This is a genomic window from Pseudomonas sp. Irchel 3A18 (assembly GCF_900187465.1).
Classification (GTDB): Bacteria; Pseudomonadota; Gammaproteobacteria; order Pseudomonadales; family Pseudomonadaceae; genus Aquipseudomonas; species Aquipseudomonas cichorii.
The window spans coordinates 77,041-95,934 of the sequence record NZ_FYDI01000015.1; the positions used below are offsets into that span (position 1 = coordinate 77,041).

Genomic DNA, 18,894 nt, shown 5'->3' on the forward strand with positions numbered 1-18,894 from the left:
CAACAATCGCGTATCTGGCAACAAAGGACCCACAATAAAAGCTGATGAAAACTCCTAAACGCATTGAACCCCTGATCGAAGACGGTCTGGTCGACGAGGTGCTGCGCCCTCTCATGAGTGGGAAAGAGGCAGCTGTTTATGTGGTGCGCTGTGGCAAGGAGCTGCGGTGTGCCAAGGTTTACAAGGAGGCAAACAAACGCAGTTTCCGTCAGGCGGCCGAGTATCAGGAAGGCCGCAAGGTACGCAACAGCCGACAGGCCCGGGCCATGGCCAAGGGGTCCAAGTTCGGTCGCAAGGAAACCGAAGACGCATGGCAGAACGCCGAAGTGGCAGCCTTGTTCCGTCTGGCCAGTGCCGGCGTCAGGGTTCCCAAGCCTTTCGACTTTCTGGAAGGCGTGCTGCTCATGGAGCTGGTTGCCGACGAGTACGGCGATGCAGCGCCACGTCTGAACGATGTGGTGCTGGAGCCGGATCAGGCGCGGGAATACCACGCTTTCCTGATCGAGCAGATCGTGCTGATGCTGTGTGCCGGTCTGGTGCACGGTGACCTGTCCGAGTTCAACGTGCTGCTGGGGCCAAGCGGGCCGGTTATCATCGACTTGCCTCAGGCGGTGGATGCGGCTGGCAACAACCACGCCTTCAGCATGCTGGAGCGGGATGTGGGCAACATGGCTTCCTACTTTGGCCGCTTTGCGCCTGAGCTCAAGGCGACTCGTTACGCCAAGGAAATGTGGTCGTATTACGAAGCCGGTACGCTGTCACCGTCTACGGTGCTCACAGGCCAGTTCGAGGATGAGGAGGAGGCGGCTGACGTCAGGGGTGTGCTGCGCGAGATCGAAGCGGCGCGTCTGGATGAAGCCCGTCGTCAGGCCGCCCGTGCCGCTGACGATGCGCCACCGGGCAAACCCAACGAAGAACCGCCTCCGCCCTGGATGCAGTAGTTTGATTTCGCTCCTGCGGCGCCGTGCAGGAGCGAATTCATTCGCGAAGGGTTGTATCGTTCAGGTGCAGCAACCCCCCGAAGCCAGGTCCCTGAGGATCGGGCAATCGGGGCGGTCGTCGCCGTGGCAGTGTTCCACCAGCTCCTGCAGAGTATCGCGCAGGCTCGCCAGTTCTTCGATCTTCTGATTCAGGTCGGCGATGTGTTTATGAGCCAGCGCCTTCACATCGCTACTTGCACGCTGACGGTCCTGCCAGAGCGTCAGCAACTTGCCGACCTCTTCCAGTGAAAAGCCCAGATCCCGCGAGCGCTTGATGAACGCCAGTGTGTGCAAGTCTTCGGAGCGATACAGCCGGTAGCCGCTGTCGCTGCGACTGGCAGCCTGCAGCAGCCCGATGGACTCGTAGTAGCGAATCATCTTTGCGCTCAAGCCGCTTTTGCTGGCCGCCTGACCGATGTTCATTGCGCGTCTCCCACGTCATCCGGTTTCCAGGTCTTCAACAGCAGCGCGTTGCTCACCACGCTGACACTGGACAAGGCCATGGCGGCTCCTGCCAGCACCGGGTTGAGATAACCCAGGGCCGCGAGCGGAATACCGATCAGGTTGTAGACAAAGGCCCAGAACAGGTTCTGGCGGATCTTGGCGTAGGTCTTGCGGCTGATCTCCAGTGCTGCGGGCACCAGGCGCGGATCGCCGCGCATCAGGGTGATCCCGGCGGCATGCATCGCCACATCAGTGCCGCCGCCCATGGCGATACCAATATCGGCAGCCGCCAGGGCAGGTGCATCGTTGATGCCGTCACCGACCATGGCCACTACATGGTCCCTTTTCAGGACTTCAACGATCGAGGCTTTTTCGTCGGGCAGCACTTCAGCGTGTACATTGCGGATACCCAGCGCCTCTGCAACCGCTCTGGCGCTGCCGGGATTGTCGCCGGTCAACAAGTGGCAACTGATGCCTCGTGCGCTCAGTTGCTGCATGGCCTGTTCCGCGTCGGGCTTGAGGGTGTCGCCAAACGCGAACATGCCCAGCACTACCGGTTGAGGTCCCAGTTCGATCAGCCAGGACAGGGTTCTGCCTTCGGCCTCCCAGGTTCTGGCGGACTCGGCCAGTTCGCCCATCTGCAAGTTGTTTTCTTCCAGCAGACGCCGGTTGCCCAGGGCCAGTTGATGCCCTTCGACGTCTCCGGCGATGCCGCGCCCGGTGAGGGCCTGGCTGTGTTCGGTGCTGTCCAGCTTCAGTTGCCACTCACGACACACATCCAGCACCGCCTTGGCCAGCGGATGCTCACTGCCGCGTTGCAGGGCGCCTGCCCTTTCCAGCAACTGTTCTTCGTTGCCTTTCACGGCAATCATGTTGGTGATACGGGGTGTGCCGCAGGTCAGTGTGCCGGTCTTGTCGAACACCACGACGTCCACTTCATGGGCGCGCTCCAGTGCTTCGGCGTCCTTGATCAGAATGCCGTAGCGCGCCGCCACGCCCGTTCCGGCCATGATCGCGGCGGGTGTTGCCAGGCCAAGGGCGCAAGGGCAGGCGATGACCAGCACCGCCACTGCATTGATCAAGGCGACTTCCAGCGAGGCACCGGTCAGCATCCAGCCTGTCAGGGTAAAAAGCGCGATGACCAGCACGGCAGGCACGAACACCTGGCTGACTTTATCCACCAGCCTCTGGATCGGCGCCTTGCCTGCCTGAGCGTCCTCGACCAGCTTGATGATGCGCGCCAGTACCGTCTGGGTGCCCAGGGCTGTGGTCCTGATCAGTAACCTGCCTTCGCCGTTGATGGCGCCGCCGGTGACGTTGTCGCCGGGCTGTTTGGCCACCGGCAGGCTCTCACCACTGATCAGGGCTTCATCGGCATGACTGCGACCTTCCACGACCTGCCCGTCCACCGGGAAGCGCTCACCGGGTTTGACCAGCACCAGATCATCGAGGCGCAAGGCGCTGATGGCGACATCGTGCTCCTGCCCGTCGATCACTTGCAGTGCGCGCTCCGGACGCAATGCTTCCAGGGCGCGGATAGCGCTGGCGGTCTGGCGCTTGGCGCGGCTTTCCAGGTATTTGCCCAGCAGCACCAGCGCGATGACCACGGCCGAGGCCTCGAAATACAGATGCGGCATCTTGCCGGGCGTGGCGGTGATCCATTGATAGAGGCTCAGGCCGTATCCTGCACTGGTGCCGATGGCAACCAGCAGGTCCATGTTTCCGGCGCCTGCCCGCACCGCTTTCCAGGCTGCGACGTAAAAGCGTGCGCCGAGGATGAATTGCACCGGCGTGGCCAGCGCGACTTGCACCCAGGCGGGCAACATCCACTGCACGCCAAAAGGGCCCAGCAACATGGGCATGACCAGCGGCAAGGCCAGGGCCAGCGCCAGTACCAAGGCCCAGCGTTCGCGGTTCAGTTGGCGGATCCTGCTGGCGGCATCGGCCTGCTCGTTCTGCAGCAGTGTCGCGCCATAGCCTGCCTGGCTCACGGCGTCGATCAACGTCTGCGGGTCGGTTCCGTTCCCGGTTTGTACATGGGCGCGTTCACTGGCCAGGTTGACCGTGACACTGGTAACCCCGGGCACTTTGGCCAGGGCACGCTCGACCCGACCTGCGCAGCTTGCGCAAGTCATGCCGGTGATCGGCAGGTCGAAGGTGGTGGGTTCTTGCATCTTTTCACTCCCTGAAGGCTTGATGCCTGCAAGGGTCAACCTTGCCACATGGGCAAGGTCAAGCGCGAATCAATAGTTCAGGTCGGCTTTCTTCAGGTACATGCCGTTCAGGTCGGTGGCGATGCGGTACTTGAGAATATCCCCGGCGCGCAGCCTGATCTTGGTGCTGCTCTGGGCCTCCATTCCGGCTGCGCAGCCGACCACGTTGCCTGGCAGCCTGCGCAGGCGCACCGAAACCTCGCCCGGTGGCAGGTTGAAGGACACGGAGTCTTCCTGGAACAGACGGCCGGCCAGTTGGTCCTGAATATAGATGCCGATTTCGCAGGAAGTCGCGACTTCCAGGCGCTCTCGGGAAATAATCAGGATGCCGTAGTCCTGAGCGGCTTGAACGCCGGGGGAAGCGGCCAAGAGACCGAGAATGCCGAAGAGGCTCAATACTGACCAGCGCATGGCTGATACTCCTGCTGTAGACGTCGATGACGAAGCTTGGCCCAGCCCTGCAACTAATACCAGCCCGGCAGGAAAAACAGAAACTTGACCTTGCCACGATGACAAGGTTGAAGATGCCTCGCATCCATCACTCAAGGAGCATCGGCATGCAGTTATTGAAGGTACAAGGCATGACGTGCGGGCATTGTGTCCGTGCAGTGACTCTGGTCATCAAGAACGATGATCCGTCCGCCGAGGTACAGGTCGACCTGGCCAGTTCGCAAGTGCGTGTGCAAAGTGCGTTATCCACAGAGCGGCTCATCGAACTGATCGGCGAAGAGGGGTATCAGGCACAGCCTGATGGTTGAAAAGTCCTGAATTAATTTTTCCCTGTCCGGCGTTATGGGCAAGGCAAGCCGGTTAGACTAACCAGCTGCCTTGCACACGTCTGGACCCCCAATGAATTTCAAGACCATTCTCATTCTTGGTGCCTTGAGCGCCTTTGGCCCGTTGGCCATCGACTTCTATCTTCCCGGTTTCCCCGCCATGGCGGCGTATTTCGGAACCGACGAAAAGCACGTGCAGTTGACCCTGGCAGCCTATTTCCTGGGCCTGTCTATCGGGCAACTGGCCTATGGACCTGTGGCAGACCGTTTTGGTCGGCGGATTCCGTTGCTGGTCGGTGTCACGCTCTTCACGCTGGCTTCGCTGGCCTGCACCTTCGCGCCGAACCTGGACTGGCTGATCGGAGCGCGTTTCGTTCAGGCCCTCGGTGGTTGTGCCGGTATGGTGCTGGCGCGGGCCATTGTCAGTGACAAATGCAATGCCGTGGAGTCGGCCAAGGTCTTCTCGCAGTTGATGCTGGTCATGGGGCTTGCGCCGATTCTGGCGCCGATGCTGGGGGGCGTGCTGGTCAATGTCGCTGGCTGGCAATCGATCTTCCTGTGCCTGACGATCTTCAGTGCGCTGTGCCTTGCGGCCGTGGCCATGGGTTTGCCGGAAAGCATGCCAGCCAGTGTTCCGCGTCAGCCGCTGCGTGGCGCGTTGAAGCAGTACGGCAACTTGCTCAAGGACCGGGTCTTCATCGGCCATGCCCTGACCGGCGGTATTGTCATGGCCGGGATGTTCTCCTACATCGCCGGTTCGCCTTTCGTGTTCATCAAGTTGTATGGCGTCCCAGCCGAGCATTACGGCTGGCTGTTCGGCATGAATGCGGCGGCGTTCATTCTGGTGGCTCAGGTCAATGCACGTCTGTTGCGCAAGCGCAGCCCGGCTTTCCTGTTGCTGCGTACCATCTGGGTCTATCTGGCGGCAGCCCTGACACTGCTGGGCATTGCCAGCCTGCGCACCGAACAGCTCTGGCCGTTGCTGGTCCCGCTGTTCATCTGCATTGCCAGCCTGGGCTGCATCATCCCCAATGCTTCGGCTTGCGCCATGAATGGTCAGTGGGCGCGGGCCGGTAGTGCGTCGGCGCTGATGGGATGCTTGCAATTCAGTGTCGCAGCGGGCGCGGCGAGTCTGGTGGGTGTACTGCATGACGGCACGGCAACGCCTATGGCGGTCGTGATCAGCTTGTGTGGTGTGCTTGCAACGGTGGTTGCGCTGTATACCCGACGCGTGCAGGCGCGCCGTGATTCGCAGGCCCTGTCTGGCTAATTCTGCATCCAGGCAGGAGCGAATTCATTCGCGAATGAATTCGCTCCTGTTATCAGAACCCTTCAAGCACGATCTTGCCCTTGGCCTTGCCGCTTTCCAGCAGCTCATGGGCGCGACGCAGGTTTTCGGCGTTGATGGTGCCGAAGTGTTCCCCGAACGTGGTTTTCAGGGTTCCGGCGTCGATCAGTTCGGCGACCCGGTTGAGCAGGTTGTGCTGTTCGATCATGTCCGGTGTCTCGAACATCGAGCGGGTGTACATGAACTCCCAGTGCAGCGACAGGCTCTTGCGCTTGAGCTTGGAAATATCCAGCGCCTTGGGATCATCGATCAAGCCCAGTTTGCCTTGCGGCTGGAGCGACTCCACCAACTGGTCCAGATGCAGATCGGTCTGGGTCAGGCTGGCGACGTGAGTCACCTGATTCTGGCCGATGCGCTTGAGTTCTTCGCTTAGCGGCTTGCTGTGATCGATAACTTCATGAGCGCCCAGGTCGCGCACCCATGCGTTGGTTTCCGGGCGCGAAGCGGTGCCGATGACTTTCAGTGAAGTCAGTTGGCGAGCCAGTTGCGTCAGGATCGAGCCGACACCGCCCGCTGCGCCGACGATCAACAGGCTCTGCTCTTTATCAGCCTGGCCCTCTGCGATCTGCAAACGTTCAAACAGCAATTCCCAGGCAGTAATCGCCGTCAGGGGCAGAGCCGCCGCGTGGGCAAAGCTCAGGGACTTGGGCATGTGTCCGACGATTCGCTCATCCACCACATGCAATTCGCTGTTGGCGCCGGGCCGTGTCAGCGAGCCGGCGTAGAACACCTTGTCGCCTGGCTGGAACAGCGTCACTTCGCTGCCGACCGCTTTCACCACGCCCGCCACATCCCAACCCAGAACCTTGGCAGCGCCGGCTTCGGGCTGGACGTTCTGCCGAACCTTGGTATCCACGGGGTTCACGGAAATCGCTTTGACCTCCACCAATACATCGCGAGCACCCGCAACCGGCTCTGGCAGCTCGATGTCCTGTAACGCATTGAGGTCGCTGATGGGCAGTGACTGGTAATAGGCGATGGCTTTCATGCAAGGCTCCTTGAGACGGGAAAGTTGATGAGCAGATGATTCGCCATTTCCATTAAAGATAAAAGCCGCTAAAACGGTACTCTCTTTCAATATTATTTTGATAATCCGGGGCTGGAATGCTGCGTTTCGATGATTTGCAGTTGTTTGTGCGGGCGGCTGATCTGGGCAGTCTGTCTGCGGCGGCACGGAGCATGGACATGTCGGCGGCAGTGGCCAGTGCGGCACTCAAGCGCATCGAGCAGCAGCTTGGCGTGCGCCTGTTGGCACGTTCCACGCGCAGTTTGCGCCTGACCGCCGACGGTGAAGGCTTTCTGGAATATGCCCGTGCAGCCCTTGGCAGCCTGGAAGACGGTCGACGCCTGCTGGCCAGCAATCAGGAAAGCTGCAATGGCGTCCTGCAACTCTCGGCACCTTCGGATTTCGGTCGCAATGTCCTGCTGCCCTGGCTCGATGAGTTTCAGCAGCAACACCCGCAATTGTCCGTACGCCTGCTGGTGGGCGACCGGGTCGACGATCTGTTTCGCCAACCTGTGGATGTGGCCCTGCGTTATGGCGAACCTGGGGATTCGAGTCTGGTGGCTCGGCCTGTGGCGCCTGACAATCGTCGGGTGTTGTGTGCGTCTCCCGATTACCTGGCTCGCCATGGCGAACCGCAGCATGTGGGCGAGCTAGCGCAGCATAATTGCCTGTTGCTCATGCTCGGTGACCGGATTCACGATCACTGGACCTTTCACGATGGCAGGCGAGAAGTGAGCCTGACCGTGGGCGGCAACCGCTTCAGCCCCGATGGTGACGTTGTGCGTCGCTGGGCCTTGGCGGGGGCGGGAGTGGCTTACCGCTCATGGCTGGATATCGCCGCCGATGTCCATGCCGGACGCCTTAAAGTATTGATGCCGCATTTGCGCGGCGAAGCCGTGCCGCTGAATCTGTTATGTGCTCATCGAGTACAACTGAACAAGCCGGTAAATCTGTTGCTCGAAATGCTTCGTACTCGATGTACGCGACATTCTGCACTCGCAAGTCGTTAGTTGTTTGAAAGACTAAAGAATTTTAGGAAAAGACTGACGGATACTTCGGAAAATATAAGAGGTAAATACAGTTTTCAATTTCAAAGTGCCAACATAAGGACAGGCATTGCAAACGACTGCGATGGAGTGTTTCCGTTGCCTTGGTACCAAGGGCTTGCGGTTTTTTGCGATGTGCTCTGGAGGCCGGAGAACGGAAGGCTTTGAATTGCGACGTCTCCACGGAAATATTAGGGTTTTCATCTTCGGGAAGGTCCTGCAAACTTCGGGCGTTGCGTTACAAATATGTCTGGTGTTGATCGGGTTAATGTAACTTTTACCTGATCGGGTTGCAGGTCATAGAGTTTATACTTGTCATTTCAGGTTGGATCCACGTTTCAACTTTACGGGAGCGGGATTGTTATCAATATGCCATCGCTATAGACGAATGTTTCAACAGGGAGTGAATACATGGAATATGCACCTTGCATCAGTCAGATTGCGACACTGCTGGCCGACCCCAAGCGTAGCGCAATGATTTGGGCATTGATGGATGGTACCGCTCGTCCTGCCAACGAGTTGGCATTAATGGCGGGGCTCTCGACGTCTTCGGCAGGTGCGCATCTGGCGCGACTGGCCAGTGGCGGACTGTTGAAACAGGAGGCACGTGGGCGCACACGTTTCTTCCGGTTGGCAGCGCCTGAAATCGGGGCCGCCGTGGAGGCGCTGGCCAATGCCTCGATGGTCAGTGCCGACCAGATCAGCCGCAATGTGGCGCAACCCATGCCGCCGTTGCCCATACGTCGCGCACGTATCTGTTCCGATCACCTGGGAGGGGAAATGGCCGCCGAGCTTTACCAGCGTTTGCTGGGGGCCGGCTGGATCGAGCAGATGGAGCAGCGGGTCGAGGTGACCAGCAAGGGAATGGCCAAGTTCGCCGAGCGAGGCATCTATGTTCCGGCGCTGGCATTGCGACAACGGGAGACGGTCTGTGTCTGCCCGGACTGGAGCGAGCGCAGCCCGCATCTTGGCGGCGCGCTGGGTGCAGGGCTTTTGCAGTTGTTCATTCAGATGGGATGGTTGCGCCCCACCGAGGAGTCCAGCACGTTGCAGGTTTCGTCCAACGGGCAGCGTGAAATCGGCAAGATAGCCTCGGCGGCCTGATGCTGCGCAATGGCGGGCAGCGCCTTGCGCGCCTGCCCGCGATGCCGTTGATTACGGTTTGACCAGACGCGCATCCAGACTGTTTTGCGCCAGACGTTTTGCTTGATCCTGAGTCATGCCCAGATGGGTGTGCAGCGCGTGGAAGTTTTCGGTGACATAACCGCCGAAGTAGGCCGGGTCATCGGAGTTCACGGTGACCTTCACGCCACGCTCCAGCATGTCGAGAATGTTGTGTTGGGACATATGGTCGAACACGCACAGCTTGGTGTTGGACAACGGGCAGACGGTCAGCGGAATCTGTTCGTCGATGATCCGCTGCATCAGGCGCTCGTCTTCGATGGCGCGTACACCATGATCGATTCGCTGGATCTTCAGCAGATCCAGTGCTTCCCAGATGTACTCGGGCGGACCTTCTTCACCGGCATGGGCCACGGTCAGGAAGCCTTCGTTGCGGGCGCGGTCGAAAACACGCTTGAATTTGCTGGGCGGGTGGCCCATTTCCGAGCTGTCCAGGCCCACGGCCACGAATGCATCACGGAACGGCAGTGCCTGATCCAGGGTTTTCTCGGCTTCTTCTTCGCTCAGGTGACGCAGGAAGCTCAGGATCAGGCCGCTGCTGACGCCCAGTTGCGACTGGCCATCCTTGAGGGCTCCGGTGATGCCTGCCAGTACCACTTCAAACGGGATGCCCCGGTCGGTGTGGGTCTGTGGATCGAAGAAGGGTTCGGTATGGATGACGTTCTGCGCCTTGCAGCGTTGCAGGTAAGCCCAGGTCAGGTCGTAGAAATCCTGCTCGGTGCGCAGCACGTCCGCGCCCTGATAGTAGAGGTCCAGAAACTCTTGCAGATTGTTGAAGGCATAAGCCCCGCGCAAGGCCTCGACGTCGTTCCAGGGCAGTGCGATTTTGTTGCGCTCGGCCAGAGCGAACAGCAACTCAGGCTCCAGGGAGCCTTCCAGATGCAGGTGCAATTCTGCCTTGGGCAGGGCGTTCAACCAGTCGTACATGTTCTTTTCTCATCAGGTGCAGATGGCGGCATTCTACAGATGCAGCGCACCGGCAGGGTAAAACCTGACCGCTAGTTCAGGTAATGGCCTCCTGCTCGCGCCGATACGCATAGGTGTCGGCAAAGCGTGACAGCAGAAACTCCGCGCAGGTGGTGACAGGGTAGCGTGCGGGGCTGGCTTCGCTCTGGCAACCTGGCAGGCATTCGATACGGGTGTCCGGATGCGGTTCCGCGAAGAAGGGCATGGAGTAGCGGTCGACACCCAGCGGGCTGATGACCCGGTGTGGGGTGGACACATAACGGTCGTTGCTCCAGCGCGCCATCATGTCGCCGATGTTGACCACAAACGTGCCTTCAAGGGGCGGTGCGTCGATCCATTGGCCGCGCACGTCACGGACCTGCAGCCCACCGGCGGCATCCTGATACAACAGCGTGATGCAGCCGTAATCGGTATGGGCTCCGGCACCCTGCTGTTCGGTGGAGGTTGCGGTATGGCGTGGCGGGTAATGGATCATGCGAAAGACACTGACCGGATCCTTGAAGCGCTGATCGAAAAAGTCAGGTTCGATACCCAGGGCCAGGGTCATGGCCCGCAGCAGCGTCTGGGCCAGGGCCTGCATATCCAGATAATGTTGCTCCATCAGGCTTTCCCAGCCCGGTATGTCCGGGTGGCGATTCGGTCCGCGCAAGGGTTTGCCGGCCAGCACATCGGGATGGGCTGCATCCATGTGCAGGCCCATGTCGAAGGTTTCCTTGAGGTCGCTGGGCAGGGTCGGATCCAGTTGCTCGGTGGCAATGGCGCCATAGCCGCGGTGATGCGAGCTTTGGGTGATATCGATCTTGAGTTTTTCAGCCTGGGGCAGAGCAAAGAGTTGCTTACCGGTGCTCAGTACCTGTTCGATACGCTGGGCCGTGATCGGGTGGCCCTTGATGTAGAAAAAGCCCCACTCGCGGCAGGCCTGATCGATCTGGCTGGCAACGGCTTGCCAGGCGTGTTCGTCAGGCGTGTAGAGCGGAGCGATGTCGATGATGGGAAGCGGGTTCATGAACCATTCCTGAGTGTTCGTGGTGCAACATGAAGGAGGCGAGCAGGCGGACGTATGCCGGCCTGCTCGCATGCAGATTACTTGGGCAGTTCTGCCGTAATGCCTTCAACGTAGTAGTTCATCGAGGCCAGCTCGGCATTGGTGGCGACCTTGCCTTCTGGGATCTTCACTGCGCCTGTCTGGTCCTTGATCGGGCCGGTAAATGGATGGAATTCGCCGCTCTCGATGCTGGCGATGATCTTCTGGGCTTCGGCTTTCACGTCAGCCGGAACGATATCGCTGATCGGCAGTTCAACCGTGCCTTCCTTCAGGCCGCCCCAGTAGTCCTGAGGTTTCCAGGTGCCGGCAATCACGCCTTCGGTAGCCTGGATGTAATGTGGGCCCCAGTTGTTGACGATGGACGTCAGGACCGCCTTCGGCCCGAAGTGCGCCATGTCCGAAGCATAGCCAACCGCGTAGACACCACGGCGCTCGGCGGTCTGGATCGGTGCCGGGCTGTCGGTGTGCTGGAACACCACGTCCACGCCCTGATCGATCAGCGCGTTGGCGGCATCCGCTTCCTTGCCCGGATCGAACCAGGAGTTGACCCACACCACCTTGATTTCAGTACCGGGGTTGTACTTGTTCAGTGCCAGTTGGATGGCGTCGATATCGCGCAGGACTTCCGGGATCGGGAACGAGGCGACATAACCGATCTTCTTGGTCTTGGTCATCTTCGCCGCGAGGAAGCCGCCGACATAACGACCTTCATAGGTGCGGGCCAGATAAGTGCCCATGTTCTTGTCCTGCTTGTAGCCGGTGGCATGCTCGAACTTCACGTTCGGGAACTGCTTGGCAACCTTCAGCGTCGGGTTCATGTAGCCGAAAGAGGTGCTGAAAATCAGGTCGAAGCCACCTTTGGCCATATTGCGAATCACGCGCTCGGCGTCTGCACCTTCCGGCACGTTCTCGACGTAACTGCTACTGACCTTGTTGCCCAGCGCCGCGACCATCGCCTTGCGGCCCTGCTCGTGTTGATAGGTCCAGCCGTGGTCGCCGATGGGGCCGATGTAGACGAAGCCGACTTTCAGGGGATCGGCAGCCGAAGCGAGCAGACTGGAACCCAGGCCGACAACGGCAGCCATGGCACACAGCAGTTTTTTTAGAGGACGACGTGGGTTGGAGAGGTGCATCGGGTCTAGCTCCTTGCAATCTTGTTGGCATGACCGACTAAGCGGGGTATGCCTCCAGCCAATGCAAAAAACTGACCACAAAGACAACTTGTGACGGGCTGCCGTTTCCCGGCCTCAAGGCCTGTCAAGGCATGCAGCCCGAAGGTGCAGAAGCGCTTGCCGCGCTTCTAACTGGTGCAGCGCGTGCTGCGCTCGACAATGCACATCGGCGTGCCTGCCACCGGTTCACGCATGATCTGCACCTGCACATCGAAAACCCGGCTCACCAGCTCGGCATCCAGCACTTCGTCGGGCGTTCCACTGGCCACCAGACGTCCCGCCTGCATCACCGCCAGATGGTCGGCATAGCGGCAGGCCTGGTTGATGTCGTGCAACACGGTGATGACCGTCTTGCCCTCGGCGCTGAGCTGGCGCATCAGGTCCAGCAGCTCGACCTGATGGCTGATGTCCAGATAAGTGGTGGGTTCATCCAGCAGAACGATGGCGGCATCCTGCGCCAGGACCATCGCCAGCCAGGCCCGCTGGCGCTGCCCGCCGGACAGGTCGGAAAGAGGTCGCTCGGCCAGTGCTTCCAGCTCCATGCGTTGCAGGGCCTGATCGACACTGCTGCGGTCGGCACCGCTCAAACGTCCCCACAGGCTGTTATGGGGGCTGCGCCCGTAAGCCACGAGTTGCCGCACGCTGACGCCTTCGGGAATTGGCAGCACCTGCGGCAGAAAGGCAATCTTGCGCGCTAGCTCGCGTGGCGAAAGCTGCGCATAGGCCTGACCGTCAAGGCTCAGCGTGCCCGATTGCGGGGTAAGAATCCTGGCGAACGCCTTGAGCAAGGTGGACTTGCCGCAGCCGTTGGGGCCGATCAATGCCGTGACCTTGCCCGGCGGCGGACTGAACGACAGCGCCTGCACGATACGGGTATCGCCGTAGCCGATGTCGAGTTGCTGTGCCTGGAGAATGCTCATGGAATCAACCTTTGAATCGTGCCAGCAGCCAGAGGAAATACGGGGCACCGATCACCGCCGTGAGGATACCGGCAGGAATCTCGCTGGGTGCGATCAGCGTGCGTCCCAGGGTGTCGGCCAGCACCAGCAACAGCGAGCCCAGCAGCATCGAAGCAGGTAACAGGTATTGATGATGACCGCCCACCAGACGCCGGGCCATGTGCGGTGCGACCAGACCGACAAAACCCACCGGCCCGATGATGCCCACGCCCGCGCTGGTCAGCAGCACTGCGCCACCCATGGTCAGCCAGCGGATGCGCTTCAAACCGGTGCCGAGGCTTTGTGCGGCTTCGTCACCCAGGCCGATCAGGTTCAAGGGCTTGGCCAGCAATAGACAGGCCGGGATCAATATCAGAAACGGCAGTGTCAGCCAGACATGATGCCAGTTGCGACTCCACAAACTGCCGGTCAGGGCCAGCAGCGCGGTGTTGATATCCAGCGGATTGGACAGGATCAGAAACTCGGTGATGCTCGACAACGTGACCGCAATCGCCACCCCGGACAGCGCGAAACGGACACCGGAAAACTGCACGCCAGTGTTGTACAGCGCCAACAGTAATGCACCGGCCGCACCGCCGAGGCACGCCACCAAAGGCAGCCAGACCACCGGCAACTGCGGTAAGCCGATGATCGCGATGGTCAGTGCCAGCCCGGCACCCTGAGTGACGCCGAGGATTTCCGGCGAGGCCAGCGGGTTGCGGATCACACCTTGCACGATGGCACCGGCCAGCCCGAAGGCGCTGCCGGTCAGAGTCGCGATCAGGCCGCGTGGCAGGCGATGGTTCCAGACCTCGAAGTCTTTGCTGTCGTGGGCGATCAGGTGATCGAGCACCGCTCCGGGTGTCAGCCAGACCGTGCCGGCACTCAGGCTGAGCAGCAGCGCCAGCAGTAACAGCACGAACAGAATCAGTAATCTCGAACGTGGCTGATTCATAGCGTGCGCCTTGCCAGAAACAGAAAGAACGGAGCGCCAATCAGCGCAGTGACGACACCGGCTGGCGTCTCCACCGGAAAAGCCACGGCGCGGCTGATCAGGTCGGAGGCCAGCACAATCGCTGCACCCAGACCGGCGCTGATGGGGATCAGCCAGCGGTAGTCATTACCCAGCCATTGGCGGGCGATGTTGGGCGCAATCAGGCCGACAAAAGCAATCGGTCCCACGGCACAGACACTGGCGCCGACCAGCAACAGGCTGACAACGAACACCAGAAAACGCAGCGCGCCGATCCGTACGCCCAGGGAGCGTGCGGCATCTTCGCCCAGGTTGATGAGGTTCAGGCGTGGCGCACAGGCAACTGCCAGTACCAGGCCGATCAAAGTGCAAGGCCAGAGCAACTGCAATTGTTCTGCGCCCACATTGGCCAGTGAGCCGGCCAGCCAGTTGAGGACACTTTGCGCCTGGGCTTCCACCAGAATCACGGTCAGACGGGTCAGTGCCGCACACAGTGCAGCCACTGCCACGCCGGCCAGTACCAGTCGGCCCTGAGCCGTGGCAGGCGACCAGGCGCCGCCAAGGCTGAAGACTGTGATCCACGCCAGCGCGCCGCCAATGGCCGTCATCAACAAGGCACCACCGGGGAAGGGCGGTGTGACAAGACCTGTGGAAAACAACGCCAGCCCCAGAGCCGCGCCCGCCGTCACACCAAACAGAGACGGCGAAGCCAGCCGGTTACGGGTGATGCCCTGCATCAAGGCTCCGGCCACACCAAGGCAGGCACCGACCAGTGCTGCACACACCGCTCGGGGCACCCGCAATTGCGCCACGATGTAAGCGATGTTGCCGCCTTCGCGCCCGAGAGTGAACAGGCCGTTCCACGCATCGATCTGTCGGATGCTGAAGGGCGACAGCGCGAACAGCGACACCCAGAACAGGCCCAGGCACGTCACGGCGATCACTGCCGCCATCAGCCAGCGGCGCATTTATGGATTCAGTACGGCCTTGCCGCCCTTGAGGATGGCAAGAGCGTCATCGGCGATCTGCTCGGAAGCCATGATGCCGCGATTACGCGCCCAACTGTCGCCATCGACTTCTGCGACCTGCTTGTTGCGCACTGCACCCAGCACCTGCCAGAGCGGCTGCTTGCTCCAGGTGTCGACAAGGCTGGGGCGACGGTAATGGCCGACCAGCAGCCAGCCCGGATCCAGTGCCAGCAACTGCTCAAGGCTGACGAACTCGGTCGGGGCCGCATTCTTGCGCACTTCAGGGACTTGCAGACCGATGGCCTGCAACACGCTGCCCGCGTAGGAGTGCGGGCCATGGACCGAGAAGCTGTCTTCACGGGCAACCCCGAACAGCGCCTTAGTGTTGGCCGGGATCTGCGCCGCGACTTCTTTGAGGTGTTTCTGGTTTTCTGCGATCCGCGCCTGCATCTGCGGGCCTTTGCCCAGCGCGACGCCAATCAGTTCGGCGGATTTCAGGCTGCCCTGATAATCCTCGCCACGCGACGGCAGCATCAATGTCGGCGCCAGGCTGGCCAGGTCGTTGTACAGCGCCTGATGGCGACCCAGGTCGGCAATGATCAGGTCCGGCTTGAGGCGGGCAATCACTTCGATATTGGGTTGCGAGCGCAGGCCGACCGATTGCCATTCACCTACGGCTTTACGCACCTTGGGCAACACGCGGTTGGCATCGCCATCATCGGCCGCGCCGACCGGCGTTACGCCCACGGAGGCCAGCCCGTCGAGAAAGGAAAACTCCAGCACTACCACACGCTTGGGCGCGTCCGGCAGATGGACCTTGTGTTGGCCGTCATCGATATCGATGGGCGCGGCCTGAGCGACGCTGGCCGAGAGAGCCAACAGGCCGCAAGCCAGCAGACGGGAAAGGGGGGAAGTACGCATGGGCAATACCTTTGTAGCGGAGACAGTCGTGTCAGAGCGGCACGAAGAAAACGGCGGGCACTATTTCATATCGAGACGGCGGGATCAAAAGTCATTTGCGCATGAGGCTGTTTCTCAGCCATGGCACTTTTTGAAACCTTTTGTCACAGACCGCACTCTCAACCACTTCATCAATGCTGATCTTCAAGGATGTCGCGCGACAATGTGTCGCAAGGGCATGGACATGTAATGGGCTCCTTACTCAGGCAAGAAAAGTTTCTGTTGCTGGCGATCATCGCCACTTTTATCGCCTATCCCCTGGAGCATGTGCTGCTGGGCAATGGCCAGACGGTCGCGCTGATTGCCGGGCTGGCGCTGGTGGGTTTCATCGTCTGTGCCTCGTTGCGGGTGGCGCATCATGCCGAGCAACTGGCTGAAAAAGTCGGTGACCCTTACGGCACCATGATCCTGACCCTTTCGGCGGTGCTGGTCGAAGTGGTGATCCTGGCAATCATGATGAGCAACGAGCCGTCTCCGACGCTGGTGCGTGACACGATCTATGCCGCCGTGATGCTGGATATCAACGGCATCCTCGGGCTGGCGGCCCTGATGGGCGGCCTCAAGCATGGCGAACAGGCCTACAACGATAATTCGGCGCGCACCTACAGCGTGATGATCCTGACGGCCATGGGCGTGTCGATGGTGGTGCCAGAGTTCATTCCCAAGGCGGACTGGAAGCTGTATTCGGCGTTCACCATTGGCGCGATGATTGTGCTGTACACCTTGTTCCTGCGTATGCAGGTCGGGCCGCACAGTTACTTTTTCAGCTACAGCTACCCCGAGAAAAACAGGCGCAAGGATCAGCCTGAAGAACAGGGCGAGTCGATCAACCTGACACGTTCCATCGTGACACTGGTGCTGGGCGTGGTGGTGATCGGGGCGTTGGCTGAAGTGATGTCCAAGACCATCGACCTTGGGCTGGAGGGCAGCGGTGCGCCGCCCGTGCTGACGGCGATTCTGGTGGCGGCGATTTCTGCTGCGCCGGAGATCCTGACCGCCTTGCGCGCCGCCCTGGCCAACCGCATGCAGTCGGTGGTCAACATTGCACTGGGCGCTTCGCTCTCCACCGTGATCCTGACGGTTCCTGCGATGGAAGCGATGGCGCTTTACAGCGGCCAGCCGTTCCAGATGGCCATGACGCCCGTGCAGACCGTGATGGTCTTCATCACGCTTCTGGTCTGCGCCATCAACCTCAATGACGGAGAAACCAACGCCATCGAGGGCATGACGCATTTCGTGCTGTTCGCGACCTTCATCATGCTTTCCTGCCTGGGACTGTAGGACCGGATTTATCCGGGAAGAGGCCTGTGCATTCAGCTACATTTCCATCGTTTGAAATACCGGCTTCCCGAATGAATTCGGTCCTACAAAGCTTGCAACAACTGGTGTGCGGCCTGGCGGTGATCGGCGATCAGTTTCTTCAGATCCAGGCCTTCGACCTGTCCATCTATCACTCGCCAACGGCCCGCGATCATTACCCGGTCAGCCCTGTCAGCGCCGCACAGCAACAGCGCCGACAGCGGGTCATGGCTGCCGGAGAAGCGCAGTTCATCGAGCTTGAACAAGGCCAGATCCGCCTGTTTGCCCACGGCCAGTTCGCCAATATCGGTACGTCCCAATAGTTGCGCCGAGCCCTTGGTTGCCCAGCCCAGTACAAGCTCCGGGGTAATGTCCTGCGCGCCGTAGCGCAGGCGTTGCAGATAGAGCGCCTGTCGCGCTTCGAGGATCATGTTGGAAGCATCGTTGGAGGCCGAGCCGTCGACACCAAGACCCAGTGGCGCACCGGCGGCGATGAGGTCCAGCGTCGGACAGATGCCCGACGCCAGGCGCATGTTCGAGCTGGGGCAATGACAGATCCCGGTACCTGCCGCGCCAAGACGTGCGATTTCATCAGGGTTGAAATGAATGCCGTGTGCCAGCCAGGTGCGAGGTCCGAGCCAGCCGACGCTGTCCAGATAATCCACCGTGCGCAGCCCGAAGCGTTGCAGGCAGAAGTCTTCTTCATCCAGGGTTTCGGCCAGGTGGGTATGCAGGCGCACGTCGAGTTTTTCGGCCAGCGCGGCGCTCTCGGCCATGATCTGCGGCGTCACCGAAAATGGCGAGCAGGGCGCCAGGGCAATCTGGACTTGTGCGCCGTCGCCGCGTTCGTGGTAAGTCTCGATCAGGCGCTGACTGTCGGCCAGGATCGTTTCGCCCTGTTGCACCGTCTGTTGCGGTGGCAACCCACCTTCGGCCTCGCCCAGGCTCATGGAACCTCGGGTCAGCATGGCGCGCATGCCCAGTTCGCGAACGCTCTGCACCTGAATATCGATGGCCTGTTCCAACCCATCGGGAAACAGATAGTGATGATCCGCCGCAGTGGTACAGCCCGATAGCAGCAATTCCACCAGCGCAACCTGACTGGCCAGAGCGAGTTTTTCCGGTGTCAGGCGCGCCCACACCGGGTACAGCGTCTTGAGCCACGGAAAAAGAGGCTGATTCACCACCGGTGCCCAGGCGCGAGTCAGGGTTTGATAGAAGTGATGATGCGTGTTTATCAACCCCGGCAGCAGCACATGCTCCCGGGCATCGAACACTTGATCGCAGGGGCGGGAAGGGGGCTGACCGGCAGCCAGCAGCTCAACGATCACGCCCTCTTCGACCACCAGACCGCCACGGGCGTCCAGGTCATTGGCAGTGAAAACGGCAAGGGGATTTTTCAACCAGATACGGATCGCGGGCATGGGCCGGCTCCTCTGAAAGTGGGTTCAGGTTAGCCAGCTCAGTTTTGCCCTGTCTGCTGATCCAGGGTTGCCTAATGGCAGGGGTCGAGATTCTAGTGCTTTGATCGTTTTTTAATCAACCCCTGTCGCGAGCAAGCTCCCTCCCATTCAGTTC

18 protein-coding genes are annotated in these 18,894 nt (G+C 60.4%); 6 read left to right on the plus strand and 12 right to left on the minus strand.

What is annotated here, in order from left to right; genetic code table 11:
* Positions 1–44: 44 nt before the first annotated feature.
* Positions 45–941 (plus strand): PA4780 family RIO1-like protein kinase, encoded by an 897-nt coding sequence (locus CKW23_RS22090; RefSeq protein ID WP_025258361.1) that lies wholly within the window; start codon positions 45–47, stop codon positions 939–941.
* A 60-nt stretch (positions 942–1,001) separates the two neighbouring features.
* Here CKW23_RS22090 and cueR read toward each other — a convergent pair whose 3' ends face one another.
* The 3 genes from cueR to CKW23_RS22105 all read right to left on the minus strand — a co-directional run bounded on the left by cueR (position 1,002) and on the right by CKW23_RS22105 (position 4,048).
* A complete protein-coding gene (gene cueR, locus CKW23_RS22095; RefSeq protein ID WP_025258362.1) occupies positions 1,002–1,403 on the minus strand; it encodes a Cu(I)-responsive transcriptional regulator in 402 nt (133 codons plus the stop codon).
* Complete coding sequence (locus tag CKW23_RS22100) at positions 1,400–3,598, minus strand: cation-translocating P-type ATPase (protein ID WP_095068348.1); 2,199 nt, start codon at positions 3,596–3,598, stop codon at positions 1,400–1,402. The genes cueR and CKW23_RS22100 overlap by 4 nt, the downstream gene beginning before the upstream one ends.
* A gap of 69 nt (positions 3,599–3,667) precedes the next feature.
* On the minus strand, positions 3,668–4,048 hold the full coding sequence (locus CKW23_RS22105) for a hypothetical protein (protein ID WP_025258364.1): 381 nt from the start codon (positions 4,046–4,048) through the stop codon (positions 3,668–3,670).
* Between the two features lie 146 nt (positions 4,049–4,194).
* Between CKW23_RS22105 and CKW23_RS22110 the strand changes: the two genes are divergently transcribed.
* On the plus strand, positions 4,195–4,395 hold the full coding sequence (locus CKW23_RS22110) for a heavy-metal-associated domain-containing protein (RefSeq protein WP_025258365.1): 201 nt from the start codon (positions 4,195–4,197) through the stop codon (positions 4,393–4,395).
* A gap of 91 nt (positions 4,396–4,486) precedes the next feature.
* On the plus strand, positions 4,487–5,683 hold the full coding sequence (locus tag CKW23_RS22115) for a multidrug effflux MFS transporter (RefSeq protein ID WP_095068349.1): 1,197 nt from the start codon (positions 4,487–4,489) through the stop codon (positions 5,681–5,683).
* A 52-nt stretch (positions 5,684–5,735) separates the two neighbouring features.
* On the opposite strand, the gene CKW23_RS22120 is transcribed toward CKW23_RS22115, so the two are convergent.
* A complete protein-coding gene (locus tag CKW23_RS22120) occupies positions 5,736–6,749 on the minus strand; it encodes a zinc-binding alcohol dehydrogenase family protein (RefSeq protein ID WP_095068350.1) in 1,014 nt (337 codons plus the stop codon).
* Between the two features lie 116 nt (positions 6,750–6,865).
* Between CKW23_RS22120 and CKW23_RS22125 the strand changes: the two genes are divergently transcribed.
* Together CKW23_RS22125 and CKW23_RS22130 are read left to right on the plus strand one after the other, a co-directional pair.
* Positions 6,866–7,777 (plus strand): LysR family transcriptional regulator, encoded by a 912-nt coding sequence (locus tag CKW23_RS22125; protein WP_025258368.1) that lies wholly within the window; start codon positions 6,866–6,868, stop codon positions 7,775–7,777.
* A gap of 447 nt (positions 7,778–8,224) precedes the next feature.
* Positions 8,225–8,917, plus strand: a complete 693-nt coding sequence (locus CKW23_RS22130) for a helix-turn-helix transcriptional regulator (protein ID WP_025258369.1) — start codon at positions 8,225–8,227, stop codon at positions 8,915–8,917.
* A 51-nt stretch (positions 8,918–8,968) separates the two neighbouring features.
* Here the strand turns inward: CKW23_RS22130 and CKW23_RS22135 are convergent, their stop codons facing one another.
* From CKW23_RS22135 to CKW23_RS22165, 7 genes are all read right to left on the minus strand, one after another.
* Positions 8,969–9,922 carry an adenosine deaminase gene (locus tag CKW23_RS22135; protein WP_025258370.1) on the minus strand — a complete coding sequence of 318 codons (954 nt, stop codon included), beginning with the start codon at positions 9,920–9,922 and terminating at the stop codon, positions 8,969–8,971.
* A gap of 76 nt (positions 9,923–9,998) precedes the next feature.
* Complete coding sequence (locus CKW23_RS22140; RefSeq protein ID WP_095068351.1) at positions 9,999–10,967, minus strand: 2-oxoglutarate and iron-dependent oxygenase domain-containing protein; 969 nt, start codon at positions 10,965–10,967, stop codon at positions 9,999–10,001.
* A gap of 77 nt (positions 10,968–11,044) precedes the next feature.
* Complete coding sequence (locus tag CKW23_RS22145; protein WP_095068352.1) at positions 11,045–12,139, minus strand: BMP family ABC transporter substrate-binding protein; 1,095 nt, start codon at positions 12,137–12,139, stop codon at positions 11,045–11,047.
* A gap of 167 nt (positions 12,140–12,306) precedes the next feature.
* Complete coding sequence (fecE, locus tag CKW23_RS22150) at positions 12,307–13,098, minus strand: Fe(3+) dicitrate ABC transporter ATP-binding protein FecE (protein WP_095068353.1); 792 nt, start codon at positions 13,096–13,098, stop codon at positions 12,307–12,309.
* A 4-nt stretch (positions 13,099–13,102) separates the two neighbouring features.
* The gene (locus CKW23_RS22155; protein WP_095068354.1) at positions 13,103–14,071 is read right to left on the minus strand and encodes an iron chelate uptake ABC transporter family permease subunit; all 969 of its coding nucleotides are present in this window, start codon (positions 14,069–14,071) and stop codon (positions 13,103–13,105) included.
* A complete protein-coding gene (gene fecC, locus CKW23_RS22160) occupies positions 14,068–15,057 on the minus strand; it encodes an iron-dicitrate ABC transporter permease FecC (RefSeq protein WP_025258375.1) in 990 nt (329 codons plus the stop codon). Before fecC ends, CKW23_RS22155 begins: the two co-directional genes overlap by 4 nt.
* On the minus strand, positions 15,058–15,978 hold the full coding sequence (locus tag CKW23_RS22165) for a Fe(3+) dicitrate ABC transporter substrate-binding protein FecB (protein ID WP_025258376.1): 921 nt from the start codon (positions 15,976–15,978) through the stop codon (positions 15,058–15,060).
* Between the two features lie 228 nt (positions 15,979–16,206).
* Between CKW23_RS22165 and CKW23_RS22175 the strand changes: the two genes are divergently transcribed.
* Positions 16,207–17,298, plus strand: coding sequence for a calcium:proton antiporter (locus CKW23_RS22175; protein WP_025258378.1), 1,092 nt, complete (start codon positions 16,207–16,209; stop codon positions 17,296–17,298).
* Between the two features lie 83 nt (positions 17,299–17,381).
* Here the strand turns inward: CKW23_RS22175 and CKW23_RS22180 are convergent, their stop codons facing one another.
* A complete protein-coding gene (locus tag CKW23_RS22180) occupies positions 17,382–18,740 on the minus strand; it encodes an 8-oxoguanine deaminase (RefSeq protein WP_025258379.1) in 1,359 nt (452 codons plus the stop codon).
* Between the last annotated feature and the right edge of the window lie 154 nt (positions 18,741–18,894).

Excerpts from the sequence above, each read along its gene's own strand:
- CKW23_RS22100 (WP_095068348.1), bottom strand. The coding sequence starts at position 3,598 with ATGCAAGAACCCACCACCTTCGACCTGCCGATCACCGGCATGACTTGC.
- CKW23_RS22180 (WP_025258379.1), bottom strand. The coding sequence starts at position 18,740 with ATGCCCGCGATCCGTATCTGGTTGAAAAATCCCCTTGCCGTTTTCACT.
- CKW23_RS22155 (WP_095068354.1), bottom strand. The coding sequence starts at position 14,071 with ATGAATCAGCCACGTTCGAGATTACTGATTCTGTTCGTGCTGTTACTG.
- CKW23_RS22105 (WP_025258364.1), bottom strand. The coding sequence starts at position 4,048 with ATGCGCTGGTCAGTATTGAGCCTCTTCGGCATTCTCGGTCTCTTGGCC.
- CKW23_RS22130 (WP_025258369.1), top strand. The coding sequence starts at position 8,225 with ATGGAATATGCACCTTGCATCAGTCAGATTGCGACACTGCTGGCCGAC.
- CKW23_RS22125 (WP_025258368.1), top strand. The coding sequence starts at position 6,866 with ATGCTGCGTTTCGATGATTTGCAGTTGTTTGTGCGGGCGGCTGATCTG.
- fecE (WP_095068353.1), bottom strand. The coding sequence starts at position 13,098 with ATGAGCATTCTCCAGGCACAGCAACTCGACATCGGCTACGGCGATACC.
- CKW23_RS22145 (WP_095068352.1), bottom strand. The coding sequence starts at position 12,139 with ATGCACCTCTCCAACCCACGTCGTCCTCTAAAAAAACTGCTGTGTGCC.
- CKW23_RS22175 (WP_025258378.1), top strand. The coding sequence starts at position 16,207 with ATGGGCTCCTTACTCAGGCAAGAAAAGTTTCTGTTGCTGGCGATCATC.
- CKW23_RS22135 (WP_025258370.1), bottom strand. The coding sequence starts at position 9,922 with ATGTACGACTGGTTGAACGCCCTGCCCAAGGCAGAATTGCACCTGCAT.
- CKW23_RS22120 (WP_095068350.1), bottom strand. The coding sequence starts at position 6,749 with ATGAAAGCCATCGCCTATTACCAGTCACTGCCCATCAGCGACCTCAAT.
- cueR (WP_025258362.1), bottom strand. The coding sequence starts at position 1,403 with ATGAACATCGGTCAGGCGGCCAGCAAAAGCGGCTTGAGCGCAAAGATG.
- CKW23_RS22110 (WP_025258365.1), top strand. The coding sequence starts at position 4,195 with ATGCAGTTATTGAAGGTACAAGGCATGACGTGCGGGCATTGTGTCCGT.
- CKW23_RS22090 (WP_025258361.1), top strand. The coding sequence starts at position 45 with ATGAAAACTCCTAAACGCATTGAACCCCTGATCGAAGACGGTCTGGTC.
- CKW23_RS22115 (WP_095068349.1), top strand. The coding sequence starts at position 4,487 with ATGAATTTCAAGACCATTCTCATTCTTGGTGCCTTGAGCGCCTTTGGC.
- fecC (WP_025258375.1), bottom strand. The coding sequence starts at position 15,057 with ATGCGCCGCTGGCTGATGGCGGCAGTGATCGCCGTGACGTGCCTGGGC.
- CKW23_RS22165 (WP_025258376.1), bottom strand. The coding sequence starts at position 15,978 with ATGCGTACTTCCCCCCTTTCCCGTCTGCTGGCTTGCGGCCTGTTGGCT.
- CKW23_RS22140 (WP_095068351.1), bottom strand. The coding sequence starts at position 10,967 with ATGAACCCGCTTCCCATCATCGACATCGCTCCGCTCTACACGCCTGAC.